Source organism: Stenotrophomonas sp. LARHCG68, assembly GCF_052871705.1.
This window is the reverse complement of record NZ_JBIXJV010000002.1, coordinates 382,465-402,859: the sequence shown is the minus strand read 5'-3', so window position 1 is coordinate 402,859 and position 20,395 is coordinate 382,465. Positions and strand designations below refer to the sequence as shown.

General features: G+C 67.7%; 17 protein-coding genes and 1 pseudogene. 14 read left to right on the top strand and 4 right to left on the bottom strand.

Annotation, left to right across the window (positions count from 1 at the left end; translation table 11 throughout):
• Positions 1 to 4: 4 nt before the first annotated feature.
• Positions 5 to 694: pseudogene (locus ACIPR8_RS09310) on the top strand (pseudouridine synthase); the annotation flags it as partial.
• A 156-nt stretch (positions 695 to 850) separates the two neighbouring features.
• On the opposite strand, the gene ACIPR8_RS09305 reads toward ACIPR8_RS09310, so the two are convergent.
• The gene (locus ACIPR8_RS09305) at positions 851 to 1,387 is read right to left on the bottom strand and encodes a DUF2059 domain-containing protein (RefSeq protein ID WP_132863666.1); all 537 of its coding nucleotides are present in this window, start codon (positions 1,385 to 1,387) and stop codon (positions 851 to 853) included.
• Between the two features lie 297 nt (positions 1,388 to 1,684).
• Here ACIPR8_RS09305 and ACIPR8_RS09300 point away from each other — a divergent pair, with 297 nt between their 5' ends.
• From ACIPR8_RS09300 to dcp, 8 genes are all read left to right on the top strand, one after another.
• Complete coding sequence (locus tag ACIPR8_RS09300; protein WP_192286974.1) at positions 1,685 to 2,743, top strand: HEAT repeat domain-containing protein; 1,059 nt, start codon at positions 1,685 to 1,687, stop codon at positions 2,741 to 2,743.
• Complete coding sequence (locus ACIPR8_RS09295) at positions 2,740 to 4,248, top strand: glycosyltransferase family 2 protein (RefSeq protein ID WP_192286973.1); 1,509 nt, start codon at positions 2,740 to 2,742, stop codon at positions 4,246 to 4,248. Before ACIPR8_RS09300 ends, ACIPR8_RS09295 begins: the two co-directional genes overlap by 4 nt.
• Entirely contained in the window at positions 4,245 to 5,537 is a 1,293-nt protein-coding gene (locus ACIPR8_RS09290) for a YaiO family outer membrane beta-barrel protein (RefSeq protein WP_446540839.1), read from the top strand. The genes ACIPR8_RS09295 and ACIPR8_RS09290 overlap by 4 nt, the downstream gene beginning before the upstream one ends.
• A 19-nt stretch (positions 5,538 to 5,556) precedes the next feature.
• Entirely contained in the window at positions 5,557 to 7,929 is a 2,373-nt protein-coding gene (locus ACIPR8_RS09285; protein ID WP_446540838.1) for an LTA synthase family protein, read from the top strand.
• The gene (locus ACIPR8_RS09280; protein WP_446540837.1) at positions 7,926 to 8,876 is read left to right on the top strand and encodes a hypothetical protein; all 951 of its coding nucleotides are present in this window, start codon (positions 7,926 to 7,928) and stop codon (positions 8,874 to 8,876) included. The genes ACIPR8_RS09285 and ACIPR8_RS09280 overlap by 4 nt, the downstream gene beginning before the upstream one ends.
• Before the next feature lie 202 nt (positions 8,877 to 9,078).
• Positions 9,079 to 9,510 carry an alternative ribosome rescue aminoacyl-tRNA hydrolase ArfB gene (arfB, locus tag ACIPR8_RS09275; protein ID WP_192286969.1) on the top strand — a complete coding sequence of 144 codons (432 nt, stop codon included), beginning with the start codon at positions 9,079 to 9,081 and terminating at the stop codon, positions 9,508 to 9,510.
• A 3-nt stretch (positions 9,511 to 9,513) separates the two neighbouring features.
• Positions 9,514 to 10,116, top strand: a complete 603-nt coding sequence (locus tag ACIPR8_RS09270) for a lysophospholipid acyltransferase family protein (protein WP_132863657.1) — start codon at positions 9,514 to 9,516, stop codon at positions 10,114 to 10,116.
• Positions 10,117 to 10,231: 115 nt separating this feature from the next.
• Positions 10,232 to 12,391: a peptidyl-dipeptidase Dcp gene (dcp, locus tag ACIPR8_RS09265; RefSeq protein ID WP_323438732.1), complete on the top strand. Its 2,160-nt coding sequence runs from the start codon at positions 10,232 to 10,234 to the stop codon at positions 12,389 to 12,391.
• 199 nt (positions 12,392 to 12,590) lie between these two features.
• Here the strand turns inward: dcp and ACIPR8_RS09260 are convergent, their stop codons facing one another.
• The 3 genes from ACIPR8_RS09260 to ACIPR8_RS09250 all read right to left on the bottom strand — a co-directional run bounded on the left by ACIPR8_RS09260 (position 12,591) and on the right by ACIPR8_RS09250 (position 13,818).
• Positions 12,591 to 12,815: a hypothetical protein gene (locus ACIPR8_RS09260; protein WP_446540836.1), complete on the bottom strand. Its 225-nt coding sequence runs from the start codon at positions 12,813 to 12,815 to the stop codon at positions 12,591 to 12,593.
• 148 nt (positions 12,816 to 12,963) lie between these two features.
• Positions 12,964 to 13,413 carry a 3-dehydroquinate dehydratase gene (locus ACIPR8_RS09255; protein ID WP_446540835.1) on the bottom strand — a complete coding sequence of 150 codons (450 nt, stop codon included), beginning with the start codon at positions 13,411 to 13,413 and terminating at the stop codon, positions 12,964 to 12,966.
• A 3-nt stretch (positions 13,414 to 13,416) separates the two neighbouring features.
• Positions 13,417 to 13,818, bottom strand: coding sequence for a hypothetical protein (locus tag ACIPR8_RS09250; RefSeq protein ID WP_446540834.1), 402 nt, complete (start codon positions 13,816 to 13,818; stop codon positions 13,417 to 13,419).
• A gap of 270 nt (positions 13,819 to 14,088) precedes the next feature.
• Between ACIPR8_RS09250 and lepB the strand changes: the two genes are divergently transcribed.
• From lepB to dld, 5 genes are all read left to right on the top strand, one after another.
• The gene (gene lepB, locus ACIPR8_RS09245) at positions 14,089 to 14,709 is read left to right on the top strand and encodes a signal peptidase I (RefSeq protein WP_446540833.1); all 621 of its coding nucleotides are present in this window, start codon (positions 14,089 to 14,091) and stop codon (positions 14,707 to 14,709) included.
• Between the two features lie 257 nt (positions 14,710 to 14,966).
• A complete protein-coding gene (lldP, locus tag ACIPR8_RS09240) occupies positions 14,967 to 16,625 on the top strand; it encodes an L-lactate permease (protein ID WP_446540832.1) in 1,659 nt (552 codons plus the stop codon).
• A 53-nt stretch (positions 16,626 to 16,678) separates the two neighbouring features.
• Positions 16,679 to 17,443, top strand: coding sequence for a transcriptional regulator LldR (lldR, locus tag ACIPR8_RS09235; RefSeq protein WP_192286961.1), 765 nt, complete (start codon positions 16,679 to 16,681; stop codon positions 17,441 to 17,443).
• Between the two features lie 4 nt (positions 17,444 to 17,447).
• Positions 17,448 to 18,587 (top strand): FMN-dependent L-lactate dehydrogenase LldD, encoded by a 1,140-nt coding sequence (gene lldD, locus ACIPR8_RS09230; protein ID WP_446540831.1) that lies wholly within the window; start codon positions 17,448 to 17,450, stop codon positions 18,585 to 18,587.
• The gene (gene dld / locus ACIPR8_RS09225) at positions 18,584 to 20,281 is read left to right on the top strand and encodes a D-lactate dehydrogenase (protein ID WP_446540830.1); all 1,698 of its coding nucleotides are present in this window, start codon (positions 18,584 to 18,586) and stop codon (positions 20,279 to 20,281) included. Before lldD ends, dld begins: the two co-directional genes overlap by 4 nt.
• Positions 20,282 to 20,395: the final 114 nt, after the last annotated feature.

Below are 20,395 nucleotides of genomic sequence, written 5' to 3'. Positions count from 1 at the left end.
GCCGTTGCCGTTGTTGTACGAGGATCAATGGCTGGCGGTGGTGAACAAGCCGGCCGGGCTGATGGTCCACGACAGCAAGCTGGCCCGCGGCGAGGATGACTTCCTCGCCGACCGCCTGCGCGCGCAGCTGGGCAAGCCGATCTTCCTGGTGCACCGGCTGGACCGTGCCACCAGCGGCTGCCTGCTGCTGGCCTTCGATCGTGAAACGGCCAGTGCGCTGGGCAAGGCGCTGATGGGTGGCGAGGTGAGCAAGGATTACCTGGCGGTGTGCCGGGGCTGGCCGGCCGAAGACGCGTTCACCGTCGACCACGACCTGGACGGCGGCCCGGGTAAACCGGTCAAGAAGCCGGCCATCACCCATTTCCAGAAGCTGCTGACCGGCGAGCTGCCGATTCCCTCGAACGGCTTCCCGACCTCGCGCTATGCCTTGCTGCGCTGCCAGCCGCAGACCGGGCGTTTCCGCCAGATCCGCCGGCACCTCAAGCACCTGTTCCATCACCTGATCGGCGATACCAGCCACGGCGACGGGCGGCACAACCGTACGTTCCGCATGCAGGGCGTGCACCGCATGCTGCTGCACGCCGAGCGGCTGGCGTTCCCGCATCCGCAGGGCGGCCGGGTGGACGTGAGCGCGCCGCTGGACCGCGAGTTCGGCAAGGCGATGGACCTGTTCGGGTGGTCGCTGCAGCCGTGAGGTGAGGGGGCCGTTGCCCCCGACTGCACCCCGCCCTGCTGCGCAGGGAGGGGACGGTTCCTGCAGGTCGGTCCGATCACAGTGATCGCCACGCTCCCGCCTCCTCCCCTGGCATCGCCAAGGGAGGAGGCGGGGTGTCGTTGCTTCCTCTTTGGCTTACTTCCCGCCCTTGGCCTCGGGCTCATTGACGATCTGCTGCAGGTCCTTTTCCAGGTCCGCCAGCAGCGGCGTCATCTTCTGCTGGATGGCGACCATCAGGTTCTGCATCAGCGTCGGGGTCTTGTCGAGCAGGCTCTGGCCGGCCGGGCTCTCGTAGAACTCGGCCATCGCCAGCACGTCCTCCTTCGAGAACGAACGCTTGTACAGGTCCACGTACATCGGCCGCATCTGCGACCACGACAGCGCTTCGCGCATGGTCTGCGAGGTGCGCTGCTGGATGCGCTGGATGCGTTGCTTCTGCTCCGGGCTCAGCTGCTGGTTGCCGCTGAGCTGGGCGAACTGCTGCTGCTGCATGGCTTCCATCTGCGGCAGCATCGCGTCGAGCATGTTCTGCGCACGCGAGGCGGCGAGCAGGCGGTTGATGTCGCTGTCCGACGGTGGCGTGGCCAGGGCGGGCGCGATGCCGGCCAGCAGCAGGCTGCCGGCCAGCAGCAGGGGCGTGAGGCGGGAGCGGACGGTGCGATGTGCAGACATGGGCCTTCCTGGAGTCCGGGGCATGCCCGGAGCATACCTGCGGTGCAGCATCGGCGTGCCGCTCGCTGGGCCTGGCCGACCGGACGTGTGACCGGGTGTTTTCGGCAAGTTGTTGTTTTCAATGTAAAAACAGCAATCCGCGTGAAGGGCCTAGCAGATCAAGATGTCACCTGGATGAAAATTTTGCGGAAAATGAGATGTAAATCACATTTTTAGGCGTAGGCTCTGCCTGAAGGTGCGACACAGGGGAGGGGCAGGCACGGTAGCCAGGCCCCTGCATCAATGGGGGGAAGGGCGATGGAAGAGCTGGCCAAGGGGTCGACTGTCGTGATGATCGCGGGCTGGGTCGCGGTGCTGACCCTGCTGCTCGCGTGCGTGCTGTTGACCCTCATCGTGATCCTGAGAATGCGCGCGCAGCGCCGCGAGCAACGCGACCTGCAGGCACGCGAGCACTGGACGCGGGTGCTGCAGCAGGCCCTGCTGGGGCCGGTGGAGGTGCAGCGGCTGCAGCCGGGTGAAGTGCAGGGCTTTGTCGACGCCTGGAACGCCCTGCACGAATCACTGCCGGAGGAGGCCGCACGGCGCCTGGTCCCGGTCGGGCAGCGGGTCGGGCTGGAGGAGGTCTCGCCACGGCTGCTGCGCGGCAGCTACCACGACCGTGCGATGACCATCATCGCCCTGGGCCACCTGCGCGATCGTCGCCTGTTCGACCGGCTGTCGCCGTTCCTGACCGACCGCAGCCCGATCGTGTCGCTGTGCGCGGCGCGTGCGCTGGCCCAGGTGGACCCGCCCCGCGCGATGGCGATGTTCGTGCCACTGGTGGCCGAGCGCGAGGACTGGGTGCCGGGCAACGTCGCACGCATCCTGGCCGAGAACAAGGACGGCAGCGCCGCCCGCGAGCTCGGCAATGCATTGCTGCGTGCCAACGCCGATACCACGGTGAAGCTGGTGCGCTTCCTGGCCGACATCGATCCGCAACGCGCCAGCGGCGTGCTCCGGCAGCTGCTGGACGGGCACGTCGACGACCACATCATCTCGGTCTGCCTGCAGCTGGTGAACGACCGCCACGAGCGCGAGCGGGTGATCGGGTTCCTTGCGGCCTCGCGCTGGCATGTCCGCATGCATGCGGCGGTCGCGCTGGGCCGCATCGGCGAGGCCGCCGACGCCGCGCGGCTGGAGCCGTTGCTGGCCGACAGCGTGTGGTGGGTGCGCTACCGCGCGGCGCAGGCGCTGATGGCGCTGAGCGGCAATGGGGTGGAGGCCATGCGCAAGGTGCAGCAGCGGCAGGGGGATGCCTTCGGCCGCGACATCATCGACCAGGTGTTGTCCGAGCACGGGCTCAGGGGGGCGACATGAACTACTGGCAATCCTTCGTGGAGTACCTGCAGCAGTTGCCATGGCTGCAGCAGCTGGCCGCGCTGCAGTGGCTGTTCGTCGCCTACTTCGTGGCGATCAACCTGGCCTACCTGGTGCTCAACTACATCTCCGCCTACCAGATCGTGCGCTACATGCGCGAATACCGGGCCAACTACCTGCCGGCGGCGCTGCGCGAGTACCAGCCGCCGGTCAGCATCGTGCTGCCGGCCTACAACGAGGAAACCTCGGTGGTGTCCTCGGTGCGTTCGCTGCTCAAGACCAGCTACCCCGACTTCGAGATCGTGGTGGTCAACGACGGTTCCAGCGACCGCACCCGCGAGGCATTGATCGAGGCCTTCGGCCTGGTACTGGTGCCGGAGGCCTATCGCGCGCGGCTGCACACCGAGCTGGTCAAGGGCGTCTATGCCTCGGCCCGCTACCCGCGCGTGCGCATGGTCGACAAGGCCAACGGCGGCAAGGCCGATGCGATCAACGCCGGGATCAACTGCGTGCGCTACCCGCTGTTCTGCGTGATCGACGCCGACAGCATCCTGCAGCCGGAAAGCCTCTCGCGGGTGGTGCGCCCGTTCCTGGAGGACCGCCGGGTGATGGCCAGCGGTGGCGTGGTGCGCGTGCTCAACGGCTGCACGGTCAAGGACGGCATGTTGTCCGAAGTCGGCCTGCCCCGCCGCCTGCTGCCCAGCTTCCAGCTGGTGGAGTACCTGCGCGCGTTCCTGTTCGGGCGCATGGGCTGGTCGCCGATGAATGCCCTGCTGATCATCTCCGGCGCGTTCGGGGTGTTCTACAAGGAACGGGTGATCGCCATCGGTGGCTATCGCACCGATACCGTGGGCGAGGACATGGATCTGGTGATCCGCCTGCATCGCAACCTGCGCGAGGAACAGCGCGATTACCGCATCGTGTTCGTGCCCGACCCGGTGTGCTGGACCGAGGCACCGACCGACCTGGCCTCGCTGCGCAACCAGCGCGTGCGCTGGCAACGCGGCCTGGCCGAGAGCCTGTGGTCGAACATCCGGCTGATGTTCAGCCGCCACGGTGGCGCGGCCGGATGGGTGGCGTTCCCCTTCATGCTGGTGTTCGAGTTCCTGGGCCCGGTGATCGAGGTGATCGGCTATGCCTCGATGATCGTGCTGGCATTGGTGGGGCTGGTGCCGCTGGATGTGTTCCTGGTGTTCCTGGCCGCCGCGGTGGGCATGGGCATCCTGCTCTCGGTCAACGCGATGCTGCTGGAGGAGCTGTCCTTCGGCCTGTACAAGCGGCCACTGCAGCAGCTGCGGATGTTCGTCGTCGCGGTGCTGGAGAACTTCGGCTACCGCCAGATCAATTCCTGCTGGCGCTTCGTCGGCACCATGCGCTGGTTGTTCAGCCGGCGCCGGCGCCACAGCTGGGGACATGTCAGCCGCGATGGTTCCTGGCAGCAGAACGCGGCCGGTGCGGAGCCGGCGAGCCAACCGCATGCGCCGGAAGGGAGCCACCTACCATGAAGACCAGGAGCGATTCATTGGCCATGCAACCGCCTTCCACTCCCCGCACGCTGCACGTGGCGCTGCTGCTGGTGCTGGCCAGCTGCAGTGCCACCGCGATGGCACAGGATGCCGAGCCGGACGCGCTCACCGTGCAGATGCGCCAGGTGCAGGCACTGGCCACCGGCGGGCAGCGTACCGAGGCCCTGTCACGCTACACGGCCCTGCTGGTCGAGCATCCCGGCAATGGCGACCTGTTGCTGGCACGTGGGCGCACCTACGCGTGGGACGGCCAATATGCGGCGGCAGAGAACGACCTGCGCGCGGTGGTGGAAAAAAGCCCGACCTATGCCGACGCGTGGTCGGCGCTGGGTGACGTGTACCGCTGGAGCGACCGTCCGCAACCGGCCGCCGACGCCTATTCCCATTGGGTGGAACTGGCACCGCAGGATCCGGCCGCGCGCATCGCCCGCGGGCGCGCCCTGCGCGATGCTGGGCAGCGCGAAGCGGCGCGCACCGACTTCGATGCCGCCGCCGGCCTGGGCGCCGACCCCGGCGAGATCGCCGGCCTGCAGCAGAGCCTGTTGCCGCGCCTGTCCAACCCGGACGTGATCGTCGCCGGCTACCGCTGGAGCGCCAGCGCGGGTTGGGACCACACCGGCTTCAGCGGTGACCGGGAAAGCTGGAACGACGCCGACCTGACCGTGCGCCGCCAGTTCAGCCGCGGCTCGCTGGGCCTGGAGCTGTTGCGCGCCGATCATTTCGGCACCCGCGATACGGCCTGGGCACTGGATGGCTACGTCCCGTTGTGGCCGCGCGCCTATGCCAACCTGCGTTACCAGCACGGCCCTTCCGGCGGGGTGCTGCCGCGCCAGGCCTGGCGCGCGGAAGTGTTCCAGGGCGTGGGCAGTGGCTGGGAGCTGTCGGCCAGCGTGGACCACCTGCGCTTCTCCGGCGATACCGAGTTCTACGGGATCGGCGTGGGGCGCTACGTCGGCAACTGGTACGGCCGCTACAAGCTGCAGCACGTGCCCGGCGTCGGCAATGGCAGCTGGAGCCACCGCGTGCTGCTGCGCAACTACTACAAGGGCGATGCCGACGACTACCTGGAGGTCAGCGCCAGCAGCGGTCGCAGCACCGACATGGACCGCTTCGGCACCGTGGTGCGCGACAGCAACGCCGCGGTCGGGGTGGCATGGAAGCACTACTTCGCGCCGAACTGGGGCTTCAAGATCGGGCTCGGCTATGCCGATGACGACGGCGGCTACGACGAGCAGCGTGTCTCCGCGTCGCTGTACACGCGCTGGTAGCCGGGCCGCGGTGATGACGATGACCGAACACGACGGCAATGCATGGTCGCGTTTCTCCTCCGCCTTCCCGGCACTGTTGCTGGCGCAGGCGGTGCTGGTGGCCGGCGCGGTGCTCAATGGCCTCCAGGGCGCGAGCTGGGACGGCAACCAGCGGTGGGCCATCGCGGGCATCGCACTGGTGCAGGCCGGCCTGGTGCTGCTGCGGCTGGTGCCATTGCTGCTGCTGGTGAGCCTGCCGGTGCTGGCCATCCGCCGGCGCGTGCCGCGCGTGCTGCTGCTGGCGGTGGTGTGGTCATTGCTGCTGGTGGTGCAGGCCATGCTCGACCAGTACTACCAGGTGGCGCAGGTGCCCTTGGGCGCGGACCTGTTCGGTTACAGCACGGCGGAAATCCGCACCACGCTGGCCGATGGTGCAGCGCTCAACCCGCGCGGCGTGCTCGCCCTGGTGCTGCCGCTGGTGGTGCTGTGGCTGGGCCTGTTGCTCTGGCATCGCCGCGACGGGCGGGGCTCGACGCTGGCCACGACGATACTGCTGGTCGCCGGCATTGCCGCATGGCTGCTGCCACTGCCGGCCGGGGCCAAGGTGTTGGGTGATGATGCCGCACGTGGCCTGGCCTGCAACAAGCTGGCCTGGTTCAGTGGCGATGTATGGCGCTGGCGCCGGGACGGCGCAGGCATCGTTTCGCCGCCGCAGGTGGCCGCAGCCACGCAGTTGCCGGCGCTGGATCCGCAGTACCCGTTCCTGCGCCAGGAGTCGACCCCCGACACGCTGGGCGACTATTTCTCGCCGACCCGCGACGGCAGCCGGCCGAACGTGGTGGTGATCGTGGTCGAGGGCCTGGGGCGTTCGTTCTCCGGGCCGCAGGCATCGTTGGGCAGCTTCACGCCGTTCCTCGACGAACTGGCCACGCGTAGCCTGTACTTCGACAACTTCCTGGCCAACCAGGGCCGGACCTTCGGCGTCCTGCCGACGTTGTTCGGCTCGGCACCGTTCGCCGAGCAGGGCTTCACCGCGCTGGGGGCCGGCATGCCGGCGCATCCGGGGTTGTTCAGCGTGCTCGGCCAGCAGGGCTACCACACCGCCTTCTACAACGGCACCGACACCGCCTTCGACGACGAGAAGGGATACATGCAGCTGCAGCAGGTCCAGCAGCTGGTGGACATGAACTCCTTCGGCGACGGCTACCAGCGCAACCCCTTCAGTGCCTGGGGCTATCCGGACAAGGAGCTGGTCTCGCGCGTGCTGGCCGACAGCAACCGCCTGCAGGCCCCGTTCCTGGCGGCGATCCAGACCATCTCGATGCACACCAGCTACGCATTCCCCGGCCAGGAGGTCTACCGCGCGCGGCTGGAACAGCGCCTGCAGGCGTTGCAGGTGCCCGCCGCGCAACTGCCGGCGTACCGCGCCAACGCCGCGGAGTACAGCACCATCCTGTACACCGATGACCAGCTGCGCCGTTACTTCGACAGCGTGGCCAGTGCACCGTGGTACGCCAACACCATCTTCGTGGTGACCGGCGACCATCGCCTGCCGGAGATCCCGATGGGCGAGCACGTGGACCGCTACCACGTGCCGCTGATCATCTTCTCGCCCCTGCTCAAGCAGCCGCGACGCGTGCGCGCGGTGTCCTCGCAGCTGGACGTGACGCCGTCGCTGGTGGCGCTGCTGTCCAATACCTACGGCCTGCAACGCCCGGCGCGGACGCCGTGGCTGGGCACCGGTCTGGACATGGCCGAGAGCTTCCGCAACATCCATGCGCTGCCGCTGCAGCAGACCAAGACCAGCGCGCCGGAGTACCTGGCCGAACGCTGGTGGCTGCGCGAGGGCAAACTGTACGAGCTGCAGGACGGCATGCACCTGGCCGAAGCCGACGATCCCGCGGTGCGTGACTGGGTGGCCGCGCGACGGGCGCATTACGTGCAGGCCAATGCGATCTTCATGCAGCAGCGGGCATTGACCCCGGACGGTGCCAACGCGCCGCTGGTGGCGTACCAGGCACCGGCACGGCCGGATGCCCTGGCGGTGGTCGCACCGACCGCGCACGGCGTGGGCATGGAGTCCGCGCAGGTGGCGCGCATCGGCGAGGGCGTGCAGCTGACGGCGGTGTTCAGCAATGGCGACGCGGTCCCGAGCAAGCCGTTCGTGCCGCTGGCCGTGCTGGCGACCGAGGATGGCCGCGAGTTGAAGGAGGTGTACGGCAGCGCCGTGCAGCTGCCGGTGGGCGGCAAACAGCAGGTGCAGCTGCTGCTGCCCTATCCGCAGGCATGCGCCGGCCGCTGCTTCGTGTCGGTGTTCCCGTCCGACCCGGACAACGGCAAGCCGGTCGGCATCGGCCGCTACCACCTGCCGGTGGAGGCCGGTGCCGCCACCGCCGGCGGGAGCGCGCCATGAGGTCGCTGTGGGCCGGTGGCCTGGTCTGGTTGATGTGCGCGCTGCCGGCCACGGCGGCAAGCCCCGCCAGCCGCGCGTTCTGGACCTGGGAAGCGGAGTCGTATGCGCTGGTCGAGGATCCGGCCGTGGCCGAGGAGGCCATCGCCTACCTCAAGCCCCGGCATGTCGACACGCTGTACCTGTATGCCGATGCCTACCAGGGCCGCAACCTGATCGTGGAGCAGCCGCAGCTGTACCGTGCCTTCATCGAGCGCATGCATGCGCAGGGCATGAAGGTCTACGCGCTGCTCGGTTCGGCCTACCTGAACACCGAGAACTACGTGCTGCCATCGCATCGCGCGCAGGCCGAGGCGATGTTCCGGCGGGTGGTCGAGTACAACGCCAGCGTGCCGGAGACGGCGCGCTTCGACGGCGCCAACCTGGACATCGAGCCGCACATCCTGGATGCATGGGACGAAGACACCCGCGAGGGCCTGCTCGCCGGCTTCCTGGACATGAGCGATGCGTTGATGCAGATCAAGCATGCGCATGGCGCGACCTTGAGCGTGGGGCCGGCGATACCGTTCTGGCTCGATGGCATCGAGCTGGAGTGGAAGGGCAGGCGCCGCCCGGTCAGCGAGCACACGATCGACCTGTATGACTACGTCGCGCTGATGGACTATCGCGACAAGGCCGAAGGCAGTGACAGCATTCTTTCGCATGCGGCCAGCGAGATCGCCTATGCCAACCAGGTGGGCAGGAAGGTGGTGATCGGGCTGGAGGTGTCGCCGAACGAGATCGACAAGGTCACCTTCGACGAGGAAGGGCCGAAGGTGTTCGAGCAGGAAGTGGCCAAGGTGGAGCGTGCCTTGCGCAAGGAGCCGTCGTTCGCCGGCTTCGCCATCCACCATTACCGCGCCTGGCGGCGTTGGGAAGCGCGGGAGTGGGATCCGGCGCAGGCGCGCTGAGTTCTCTCCGGGCCGCCTGTGCCGGCCCCTGCCCAGCCTTCCCCTGCCGTGCAGGGAGAGGGTTCGCTGGACGGGAAAGCGCATCGTGATGCTGCGTCTCACTGTCCCTTTGGCGCCGCCAAGGGGAGGGTTGGGTGGAGACTTCCGCCGAGCGCGCCCGCCGAGCATGGCCCGGCATGGGTCGGCTGCTTACAATGCGCCGATGGGGACAGGCCTGATCGAAATCTCGGCGCAGCTGGCGATACCGGAAACGGAGATCGTCGAACGCTTCGTGCGCGCCAGCGGGGCCGGCGGGCAGAACGTGAACAAGGTATCCACCGCGGTGGAACTGCGCTTCGACGTGGCCGGCTCGCCCTCGCTGCCCGAGCCGTTGCGGCAGCGCCTGCTGGCACGCCGCGACCGCCGCATGACCGGCGAGGGCGTGCTGGTGATCGACGCCCAGCGCTTCCGCACCCAGGACCGCAACCGCCAGGATGCCCGCGAGCGGCTGGTGGCCTTCATCCAGACCAGCCTGTCGGTGCCCAAGGCGCGGGTGGCGACCAAGCCCACCTACGGTTCCAAGCTGCGCCGGCTGGACCAGAAAAAGGAACGCGCCCAGGTCAAGCGCGGCCGTTCAACCCGCAATTGGGAGTAGTACTTGAGCCATTCCGAGCCCGTGGTGCCCGTCATTCCGTCCAATGTGCCCAGGGTCAAACCCAATGCGTTCGTCCGTTGGCTGGGGCGCACCGTGCTGCGCCTGGGCGGCTGGCGCATCCGCGGCCCGATCCCGGACCTGTCCAAGGCGGTGGTGATCGCCGCGCCGCATACCTCCAACTGGGACGGGCTGTGGGGGCTGGCGGCCAAGATGGCGCTGGGCGTGGAGGCGCGCATCCTGGGCAAGGACAAGCTGTTCTGGTGGCCGCTGGGCAGCGTGCTGCGCGGGCTGGGCGTGGTGCCGCTGGACCGCAGCTCGCCGCAGGGCACGGTCGGGCAGGCGGTGGCGATGATCCAGGGCAGCGACCGGATCTGGTTCGCGCTGGCCCCGGAAGGCACGCGCAAGCCGGTCAAGGAGTGGAAGACCGGTTTCCTGCGCATCGCGCGCACCGCCCAGGTGCCGGTGATCCCGGCCTATTTCCACTACACCGAACGGGTGATCGGCTTCGGCCCGCCGTTCCACACCAGCGGTGACGACGTGGCCGACATGGCGGCCATCCGCGCCTGGTACCGGCCGTGGCAGGGCCGCAACCGCGGCACCACCTGAGCGGCCGCGCGGCGGGGCCGGCCAGGCCCAAGGCGCCACCATCGGCACATGCTGGAAACCGGTGATCGGAGTAGGGTGATGAGCTGTTCGAAGCCCGTTCCCAAGGAGCCGTTTCATGTCGCGTACCGTAGTTCTGGCCGCTGCCATCAGCCTTGCGCTGGCGGCCTGTTCCGGCAAGGAGTCCACCACCCCCGTGAGCGCCAACGCCCCCGCCCAGGCCGGCCAGCCGGCCGACGCCTCGACCAACCCGTTCATGACCGCCAGCAGCCTGCCGTTCCAGGCACCGGCGTTCGACAAGATCAAGGACAGTGACTACCTGCCGGCCTTCGAGGAAGGCATGCGCCAGCACCTGGCACAGATCAAGCAGATCACCGACAACACCCAGCCGGCCACCTTCGACAACACGCTGCTGCCGATGGAGCAGTCCGGTGAAATCCTGGACCGCGTCAGCCGTGTGTTCTTCAGCGTGGTGCAGGCCGATACCAACCCCGAGCGCCAGAAGATCCAGGAAGACGTGGTGCCGAAGCTGGCCGCGCACAGCGATGCCATCTATCTCGATGCCAAGCTCTTCGCGCGCGTGAAGGCGGTATATGACGCACGCGCCAGCGCCGGGCTCGACGCCGAGCAGCTGCGTGTGGTCGAGGAGACCTACAAGGGCTTCGTCAAGGCCGGCGCCGAACTCAACGACGCCGACAAGGAAACCCTGAAGCAGTACAACGCCGAGGAAGCCACGCTCTCCAACGACTTCCACAACAAGCTGGTGGCGGCCACCGCCGCCGGCGCGGTGACCCTGGATGACAAGGCGCAGCTGGCCGGCCTGTCCGAAGCCGACATCGCCGCCGCCGAAGGTACCGCCAAGGAGCGCAAGCTCGACGGCAAGTGGGTGCTGAGCCTGCAGAACACCACCCAGCAGCCGGCGTTGATGTCGCTGCAGGACCGCGACGTGCGCGCCAAGGTGCTGGAAGCCTCCGAGACCCGCACCGAGCACGGTGACGCCAACGACACCCGCCGCATCATCCAGCGCCTGGCCCAGCTGCGCGCGGCCAAGGCCAAGCTGCTTGGCTTCCCGAACTACGCCGCCTACAACCTGACCGACCAGATGGCGCAGAACCCGGCCAACGCGCTGAAGCTGCTGACCGACACCGTGCCGGCGGCCACCGCCAAGGCGCGGGGTGAACTGGCCGAGATCCAGCAGGTGATCGACGCGCAGAAGGGTGGCTTCAAGGCCGCCGCCTCGGACTGGGACTTCTACGCCGAGCAGGTGCGCAAGGCCAAGTACGACCTGGACGAGTCGCAGATCAAGCCGTACTTCGAGCTGGACAACGTGCTGCAGAACGGCGTCTTCTATGCCGCCAACCAGCTGTACGGCCTGACCTTCAAGGAGCGCAAGGACCTGCCGGTGTACAACCCGGACGTGCGCGTGTTCGAGGTCAGCGACGCCGACGGCAAGCCGCTGGCGCTGTTCTACGCCGATTACTTCAAGCGTGACAGCAAGTCCGGCGGCGCGTGGATGGACGTGTTCGTCGAGCAGAACGGCCTGACCGGCAGCAAGCCGGTGGTCTACAACGTGTGCAACTTCACCAAGCCCGCCGCCGGCCAGCCGGCGCTGCTGAGCTGGGATGACGTGACCACGATGTTCCACGAGTTCGGCCACGCCCTGCATGGCATGTTCTCCAACACCAGGTACCCGAGCGTGGCCGGCACCGCGGTGCCGCGCGACTTCGTCGAGTTCCCCTCGCAGTTCAACGAGCACTGGGCGTCGGACCCGAAGGTGTTCGCCAACTACGCCAAGCACTACCAGAGCAAGGAAGCGATGCCGCAGGCGCTGGTGGACAAGATCGCCAAGGCCAAGACCTTCAACCAGGGCTACATGACCACCGAATACCTGTCGGCGGCGCTGCTGGACCTGGCCTGGCATACGCAGGCGGCCGATGCCCCGCAGCAGGACGTGGACACGTTCGAGGCCGATGCGCTCAAGCGTTACAAGGTGGACCTGGCGCAGGTGCCGCCGCGTTACCGCAGCAGCTACTTCGACCACATCTGGGGTGGCGGTTACTCGGCCGGTTACTACGCCTACTTCTGGGCGGAGATGATCGACCATGACGCCTTCGAGTGGTTCAAGGAGAACGGTGGCCTGACCCGTGAGAACGGCCAGGTGTTCCGCGACAAGATCCTGTCCATCGGCAACACCCGCGACCTGGCCACGGCCTACCGCGACTTCCGCGGCAAGGACCCGAGCGTGGAGCCGCTGCTGCACAACCGCGGCCTGAAGTAATCGCGGCATCACAGTGGTTTGATTGAAACGACGAACGGCAGGGGAAACCCTGCCGTTCGTGTATCCAGCGTTGTTGTAGGAGCGGCCTCGGCCGCGAAGCTGGTAACGGCGAAGCCTGCATGAAGTCTGCAACTGCATCCGCCATGACGTCGTTCCGGCTCGTCAGCTTCGCGGCCGAGGCCGCTCCTACGGCAGCAATCTACAACCGGCTGACCATCTTCAGCCGCACCTGCGAGGCGGCCACATCGTGGCGCTGCGCGGCCATCGCACACAGCCGATCCAGCAGCGCCTGTGGGTCCTGCAGCAGCGGGTCCGCATCACCGATGCGGACGGCAAGATGGCCCCACCAGAACGGGTGGCCGTCCACGTAGATTTCGTAGCCAGCCACGTATTGGTGTTCGTGATGCAGATTGATGATGTCCATCGGCGATATCCAGCCAACTGCGCAGGAGCGGCCTCGGCCGCGAAGCTGGCGTTGGCGATGTACGCAAGACGTCTGCAATTGCAATCTGCAGGAACGGCGTTCTGCCCCAATGGCCTCGCGGCCAAGGCCGCTCCTACACAGGCGTATCTCACGTGCCCACATGCACGCGGTTGCCCACTTCGTTGCAGCCCAGGTGTTCCAGTGCCATCTCCAGCGCCAGCACGTAGCTCTGCGCGCGGAAGCCCTGGGCAACGCCCAGGCGATGCCCATTGATGCTTGGCAGACGTGCTTCCGGCGCCTGACCATCGTCGTCATGTACTTCCACGTAGACGTTGTGCAGGCGCGGCAGCAAGCGATGCAGGCGTGTGCTGCCCACACAGGCACCGGGCGCGAGCAGGGTGACCTCGCCGGGGCTGTGGTCGGCCACGCACAACGCTTCCAGCAGTTCCTGTTCGCAGCGGCAGTCACGCACGGCGATGCTGGTGCCGCTGTCCAGGGCGCGCTGCACCAGCGAGTGCATCACCACCTCCGGCAGCGGCGCGGCGGCGCGTTGCAGCGCCCCGCTGCCCTGGGGGCCGCGCACGATGTTGATCGACATGGCTCAGGCCTCCATTGCCTGCAGGCGACGCGCGGCGATGGCCAACGACAGTTGGCGGGCCTGGTCGCGTTGCGCGGTGCAGACCACCACTGCCGGTGCGTGCTGCGGGTGCAGGTGTGCGTCGAGCGCATCGGCATCGTTGCGCACCATTTCGATGTAGGGCACGGGCAGTGCCTCCAGTGCCGCCAGCAGGGCCTGGCCGTGCTGGTCCCATTGCGGCGCGCCCGCCACGGCGGTTTCGATCAGCACCCACGCGGGCCGTGTGTCCCGCGCTTGGTGCAAGCCGTCGAGCAGGGCCGGCAGTGAATCGCCGCTGCGGCAGTGCAGTGCGTGGCCACCGATGCGGGCCGGAAGCGGCGCCGGCGGCACGCCCTGCGGTGCTTGCCGGATCAACAGGATGCTCATGTGACACCTTTGCGGAGCGCCGTTTGGCGCGGTGGTGACACGATGCGCGCCGGGCAGGTAACACCGCTACGCCGGAGCAGGGGTGTGCGCGTAAAGATTGCGTAGCGTTGCCATCGCCGCAGGAGCGGCCTCGGCCGCGAAGCCGGTGACAACGCTGCGTCCAAAATGCCGGGACATCGCGGGGCGTCAGCGGCCATCGGTCTTGCTCCTACCGGGGAACTTCGCTCTTTCCTGCCAGTCCACTGCCTTGTCTTCCCTCAGGAACGTGCCATGAACGAGACGACCGTCGCGCGCAAACCTCACCCCGCCTTGGCCTGGCTGCGTCGCGAGGCGTTGCCGTTGGCGGTGATGCTGGTGCTGATGGGCGCCGCCCGCGACAGCCTGGCCAACCACTACCAGGTGCCCAGTGGATCGATGCAGCCGACCCTGCAGCCCGGTGACCGGGTCGCGGTGGACATGCGCGCCTATGGGTTGCGCCTGCCCTTCACCGAGCTGCAGGTGCTGGCGACCGGGCAGCCCCGGCGTGGCGACGTGGCGGTGTTCGACTCGCCGGCCGACGGCACGCGCCTGGTCAAGCGAGTGGTGGCCGTGGCCGGCGACCGGGTGGAACTGCACGGAGGCTACCTGCACATCAACGGGCAGCCGTTGCAGCGGCAGGTCGCCCAGGAACTGTTCGGCGACAAGGCGGTACGGCTGGACCTGGCCGACGGCGGTGGCCCGGACATCACCGGCATCACCATCCCGCAGGGCAAGTTGCTGGTGCTGGGCGACCATCGCGGCAACAGCTTCGATGGGCGCTTCTTCGGCCTGGTGGACGCCGACAAGGTCTACGGCAAGGCGGTGGCGGTGTACTGGCGGCGGGGCGAAGGCCTGGAGTGGCTGCGGCTCTAGCGCGGGCGGGTAACACCAGGGAGGCACGAAGCCGGCACGGAAACGTCGCCGGCTTTTTCGTGGATGACGTTCCGGTCGTGGCGGGCTATTGGTATTACCAATAAATCGTAGTAACCCTATGGTCTAATAGGATCATCGCGGCAACAGCGCTTCAATCGCGCTTCGTTGGTCGGATCATTTCATTATTGGTATTACCAATAATGCGACCACGGCACTCCACCTGCGGGTGGCCGCTTCCGCCTTTGTCGAGAACCTGCATGCAGCCCTGGGAACAACTCTACGACCCCGCTGGCAACCTGTGGCTGTCCAGCCTGATCGCGCTGTTGCCGATCGCCTTCTTCTTCCTGGCCCTGGCCGTGCTGCGGATGAAGGGCTGGTTGGCCGGCACGATCACCGTGGCCATCGCGCTGGCGGTGGCGCTGCTGTTCTACCGGATGCCGGTGGCGCAGGCACTGGGTGCGGCCGGCTATGGCTTCATCTACGGCCTGTGGCCGATCGCCTGGATCATCATCGGCGCGGTGTTCCTGTACAAGGTGTCGGTCAAGACCGGCCAGTTCGACATCATCCGCGCCTCGATCCTGTCGGTGACCGAGGACCAGCGCCTGCAGATGCTGATGGTGGGCTTTGCCTTCGGCGCGTTCCTGGAAGGCGCGGCCGGCTTCGGTGCACCGGTGGCGATCACCGCCGCATTGCTGGTCGGCCTGGGTTTCAAGCCGCTGTATGCCGCGGGCCTGTGCCTGATCGTCAACACCGCGCCGGTGGCGTTCGGTGCGATGGGCATCCCGATCATCGTCGCCGGCCAGGTCACCGGGCTGGATGCCTTCGAGATCGGGCAGATGGCTGGCCGGCAGTTGCCGTTCCTGACCATCATCGTGCTGTTCTGGATCATGGCCATCATGGACGGCTGGCGCGGCGTCAAGGAAACCTGGCCGGCGGTGCTGGTGGCCGGTGGCGCGTTCGCCATCGCGCAGTACCTGACCTCCAACTTCATCGGCCCGGAACTGCCGGACATCACCGCCTCGCTCGCATCGCTGGTGTGCCTGACGCTGTTCCTGCGCCGTTGGCAGCCCAAGCGCATCTTCCGCTTCGAGACCGAAGCCAGTGCGGCGGCGGCTGCGCAGGCGCTGGACGCGCCGGCCTACAGCGCCCGGCAGATTGCCAAGGCGTGGTCGCCGTTCCTGATCCTGACCGCGATGGTCACGCTGTGGAGCATCAAGCCGTTCAAGGCGCTGTTTGCCGCCGGCGGCCCGCTGCAGGGCTGGGTGCTGAAACTGCCGGTGCCGGGCCTGGACCAGCTGGTGCAGAAGATGCCGCCGATCGTTAACGCGCCTACTGCCTACGAGGCCGTCTACAAGTTCGACGTGCTCTCGGCCACCGGCACCGCGATCATGCTGGCCGCGGTGATCGCCATCGTCTACCTGCGCATGCCGGTGCGCGTGGCAGTGCGCACCTTCGGCGAAACCGTCAACGAACTGAAGACGCCGATCTATTCGATCGGCATGGTGCTGGCGTTCGCCTTCATCGCCAACTATTCGGGACTGTCGGCAACGCTGGCGCTGGCCCTGGCGCATACCGGCGATGCGTTCACCTTCTTCTCGCCGTTCCTGGGTTGGCTGGGCGTGTTCCTGACCGGCTCGGATACCTCGTCCAACGCCCTGTTCTCGGCGCTGCAGGCCACCACCGCGCAGCAGATCGGCGTGTCCGAAGTGCTGCTGGTGGCGGCCAATACCACCGGTGGCGTCACCGGCAAGATGATCTCGCCGCAGTCCATCGCCATTGCCTGTGCGGCGGTGGGCCTGGCCGGGAAGGAATCGGACCTGTTCCGTTTCACGGTCAAGCACAGCCTGATCTTCACCGTGATGGTCGGCCTGATCACCACCGCGCAGGCGTACTGGCTGACCTGGATGATTCCCTGAGCCATGGACAGCCTGCCAGCCACCGCCCATGGGCTTCGGGCCACAATGTCGGCATGAGCACTCAACGCATCTCCGACAAGGTGGCCGCGCAGCTGCGCGCGCTGGTGGACGAACAACAGCTGCAGCCGGGCGACCGGCTGCCCGCCGAGCGCACCCTGGCGGTGCAGCTGGGGGTGTCGCGCACGGCCCTGCGCGAGGCCATCGCCCAGCTGGGCAGCCAGGGCCTGCTGGTGGCGCGGGTGGGCGGCGGCACCTTCGTCGCCGAGCCGGCCGCGCGTGCGCGGCAGGCACTGGATGAGCCACTGGCCCCTTACCTGCCGCTGTTCCAGGGTGACCCGGAGTACCGCTTCGACGTGCTGGAGATCCGCCATGCACTGGAAGGCGCCACCGCCTGGCATGCCGCATTGCGCGCGACCGACGATGACCGCGTACGCATCACGCAGGCCTTCCAGACGATGATGGACGCGCACGGCAAGGACGACCCGGCCGGCGAGGCGCAGGCCGATGCGGCCTTCCACCTGTCCATCGCCGAGGCTTCGCACAACCTGGTGCTGCTGCAGGTGATGCGCGGCCTGTTCGAGCTGCTGCAGACCAACATCTCGCAGAGCCGCGAGAAGCTCTACACCTCGGCGACCACGTTTTCGCCACTGTCCGACCAGCACCGCGAGATGATGGACGCGGTGCTGGCCGGTGATCCCGAACGCGCGCGCGCCGCCGCGCATGCCCACCTCGCCTTCGTGCACACCACGCTGCGCACGCTCGATGAGAACGAGGCGCGGCGTGCACGCGCCTCGCGCCTGCCTTCCCCCCACGGTTGACCCCATGATCATCTCCGCCTCCACCGATTACCGTGCGGCCGCGCAGCGTCGCCTGCCGCCGTTCCTGTTCCACTACATCGATGGCGGCGCGTATGCCGAACACACGCTCAAACGCAACGTTTCCGATCTGTCCGACATCGCGCTGCGCCAGCGCATCCTGCGCGACATGTCCGAGCTCAGCCTGGAAACCGAGTTGTTCGGCGAGGCACTGGCAATGCCGGTTGCGCTGGCACCGGTCGGCCTGACCGGCATGTATGCGCGCCGCGGTGAGGTGCAGGCGGCGCGTGCGGCGGACAGCCGGGGCATCCCGTTCACCCTGTCCACGGTGTCGGTGTGCCCGATCGAGGAAGTGGCGCCGGCGATCAAGCGGCCGATGTGGTTCCAGCTGTACGTGTTGCGCGACCGTGGTTTCATGCGCAACGCGCTGGAGCGCGCGCAGGCGGCCGGGGTGACCACGCTGGTGTTCACCGTCGACATGCCGGTGCCCGGTGCGCGCTACCGCGATGCGCATTCGGGCATGAGCGGGCCGAACGCCGGCGTCCGCCGCATCGGCCAGGCCATGACCCATCCCCGCTGGGCGTGGGACGTGGGCTTGTTCGGTCGTCCGCACGACCTGGGCAACATCTCCGCCTATCGTGGTCACCCGACCGGGCTGGCCGACTACATCGGTTGGCTGGGCAACAATTTCGACCCCTCTATCTCGTGGAAGGACCTGGAGTGGATCCGCGAGTTCTGGAAGGGGCCGATGGTGATCAAGGGCATCCTCGATCCGGACGATGCGCGTGATGCGGTGCGCTTCGGCGCCGACGGCATCGTGGTGTCCAACCACGGTGGTCGCCAGCTTGATGGCGTGCTGTCCACCGCGCGTGCGCTGCCGGCGATTGCCGATGCGGTGCAGAGTGACCTGAAGATCCTCGCGGACTCGGGCATCCGCAACGGCCTGGACGTGGTGCGCATGCTCGCCCTCGGTGCCGACAGCGTGCTGCTGGGCCGCGCCTTCGTGTATGCATTGGCCGCGCAGGGCGAGGCCGGCGTGGCCAACCTGCTGGACCTGATCGCCAAGGAGATGCGTGTGGCGATGACGCTGACCGGCGCGCGCCGCATCGCCGACATCAGCCGCGATTCGCTGGTCAACCTGGCATGAGCAGGCACGACACCTTGCTGGCGCAGCTGCGCGCGGCCGTGGGCAATGGCTATGTGCTGACCGGCGACAAGGCCACGCGTCGCTTCCGCAAGGGCTACCGCTTCGGCGATGGCCCGGTGCTCGCGGTGGTGCGCCCCGGCACGCTGCTGGAGATGTGGCGCGCCTTGCAGGCGGCGGTGCAGGGCGGGGCGGCGGTCATCCTGCAGGCGGCTAACACCGGCCTGACCGGTGGCTCCACGCCGGATGGCGACGACTACGGCCGGCCGGTCGTATTGATCAGCACGCTGCGGCTGACCGGTGTGCAACTGCTCGACGGTGGTCGCCAGGTGCTGTGCCTGCCCGGTGCGACGCTGGACCGGCTGGAGCAGGCCTTGGCACCGCTCGGCCGTGAGCCGCATTCGGTGATCGGCTCGTCGTGCATCGGAGCCTCGGTGCTGGGCGGTGTCTGCAACAACTCCGGGGGGGCGCTGGTGCGGCGAGGGCCGGCCTATACCGAGATGGCGTTGTTCGCGCAGGTGAACGCGGCCGGTGAACTGCAGTTGGTCAATCACCTGGGCATTGCCTTGGGCGACACCCCGGAGGAGATCCTGCGGCGCGTGCAGGCCGGTGATTACAACGCCGCGGACGTGCAGCTCGATTCCGGCCGCGCCGCTTCCGATCCGCGCTATGCGGAACAGGTGCGGCAGGTGGATGCAGGCACGCCGGCGCGTTTCAACGCCGATGCCAGCCGGCATTACGAAGCCGCCGGTTCGGCCGGCAAGCTGGCGGTGTTCGCGGTGCGCCTGGATACCTTTGCCCGGGAGGCGGCCGAGGTGTTCTACATCGGCAGCAACCAGACGGAAAGCCTGACCGGGATCCGGCGCCACCTGCTGACCGGCTTCGAGCGGCTGCCGATCAGCGGCGAGTACATCCACCGGGTGGCGTATGACATCGGCGAGCGCTACGGCAAGGACACCTTCCTGCTGATCGACACGCTCGGCACCGCGCGGGTGCCGGCGGCGTTCGCGCTGAAGAGCCGGGTCGATGGCTGGTTCGAACGGATCGGCCTGCGCGGCGTCACCGACCGCGTGCTGCAGGCGGTGACCGGCCTGTTGCCCTCGCACCTGCCGGCGCGCATGGGCGAGTTCCGCCAGCGCTATGAACATCACCTGTTGCTGAAGGTATCGGCGCAGGATGCGGCGGCGACCGCGGCCTGGTTGGAGCAGTTCTTCGCCGCGCATGAAGGCGGCTATTTCCACTGCACGCCGGAGGAGGGGCGCAAGGCGTTCCTGCACCGCTTTGCGGTGGCCGGCGCCGCCGTGCGCTACCGTGAAGTGCATCGCACGCAGGTGCAGGACATCGTCGCGCTGGACATCGCCCTGCGCCGCGATGACCGCGACTGGTTCGAGCAGCTGCCGGCCGAGCTGGACGCGCGCCTGCTGCACAAGCTGTACTACGGCCATTTCCTGTGCCACGTGTTCCACCAGGATTACATCGCCCACAAGGGCGAGGACCCGATGGCCATCGAGCACGCGATGTGGAAGCTGCTCGACGAGCGCGGCGCCGAGTACCCGGCCGAACACAACGTCGGCCACCTGTATCCGGCCAAGCCGGCGCTGGCGCAGTTCTACAAGCAGCTTGATCCGAGCAATACCTTCAATCCCGGCATCGGCCAGACCAGCAAGCAACCCGGTTGGAAGGGCTGTGATTGCTGAATCTTGCTCATGCCTTTGCTTAAGCCCCTCTCCCGCGAGCGGGAGAGGGGTTGGGGTGAGGGGAAGCTTCTAGCTGGAAAGGCAAAGGCCAAAGCCAAGAGCCAAGAGCCAAAG

Excerpts from the sequence above, each read along its gene's own strand:
- ACIPR8_RS09255 (WP_446540835.1), bottom strand. The coding sequence starts at position 13,413 with ATGTCGATCAACATCGTGCGCGGCCCCCAGGGCAGCGGGGCGCTGCAA.
- lldP (WP_446540832.1), top strand. The coding sequence starts at position 14,967 with ATGCAGCCCTGGGAACAACTCTACGACCCCGCTGGCAACCTGTGGCTG.
- dcp (WP_323438732.1), top strand. The coding sequence starts at position 10,232 with ATGTCGCGTACCGTAGTTCTGGCCGCTGCCATCAGCCTTGCGCTGGCG.
- ACIPR8_RS09295 (WP_192286973.1), top strand. The coding sequence starts at position 2,740 with ATGAACTACTGGCAATCCTTCGTGGAGTACCTGCAGCAGTTGCCATGG.
- ACIPR8_RS09280 (WP_446540837.1), top strand. The coding sequence starts at position 7,926 with ATGAGGTCGCTGTGGGCCGGTGGCCTGGTCTGGTTGATGTGCGCGCTG.
- ACIPR8_RS09250 (WP_446540834.1), bottom strand. The coding sequence starts at position 13,818 with ATGAGCATCCTGTTGATCCGGCAAGCACCGCAGGGCGTGCCGCCGGCG.
- ACIPR8_RS09290 (WP_446540839.1), top strand. The coding sequence starts at position 4,245 with ATGAAGACCAGGAGCGATTCATTGGCCATGCAACCGCCTTCCACTCCC.
- lldD (WP_446540831.1), top strand. The coding sequence starts at position 17,448 with ATGATCATCTCCGCCTCCACCGATTACCGTGCGGCCGCGCAGCGTCGC.
- ACIPR8_RS09305 (WP_132863666.1), bottom strand. The coding sequence starts at position 1,387 with ATGTCTGCACATCGCACCGTCCGCTCCCGCCTCACGCCCCTGCTGCTG.
- lldR (WP_192286961.1), top strand. The coding sequence starts at position 16,679 with ATGAGCACTCAACGCATCTCCGACAAGGTGGCCGCGCAGCTGCGCGCG.
- ACIPR8_RS09260 (WP_446540836.1), bottom strand. The coding sequence starts at position 12,815 with ATGGACATCATCAATCTGCATCACGAACACCAATACGTGGCTGGCTAC.
- ACIPR8_RS09285 (WP_446540838.1), top strand. The coding sequence starts at position 5,557 with ATGACCGAACACGACGGCAATGCATGGTCGCGTTTCTCCTCCGCCTTC.
- dld (WP_446540830.1), top strand. The coding sequence starts at position 18,584 with ATGAGCAGGCACGACACCTTGCTGGCGCAGCTGCGCGCGGCCGTGGGC.
- lepB (WP_446540833.1), top strand. The coding sequence starts at position 14,089 with ATGAACGAGACGACCGTCGCGCGCAAACCTCACCCCGCCTTGGCCTGG.
- arfB (WP_192286969.1), top strand. The coding sequence starts at position 9,079 with ATGGGGACAGGCCTGATCGAAATCTCGGCGCAGCTGGCGATACCGGAA.
- ACIPR8_RS09300 (WP_192286974.1), top strand. The coding sequence starts at position 1,685 with ATGGAAGAGCTGGCCAAGGGGTCGACTGTCGTGATGATCGCGGGCTGG.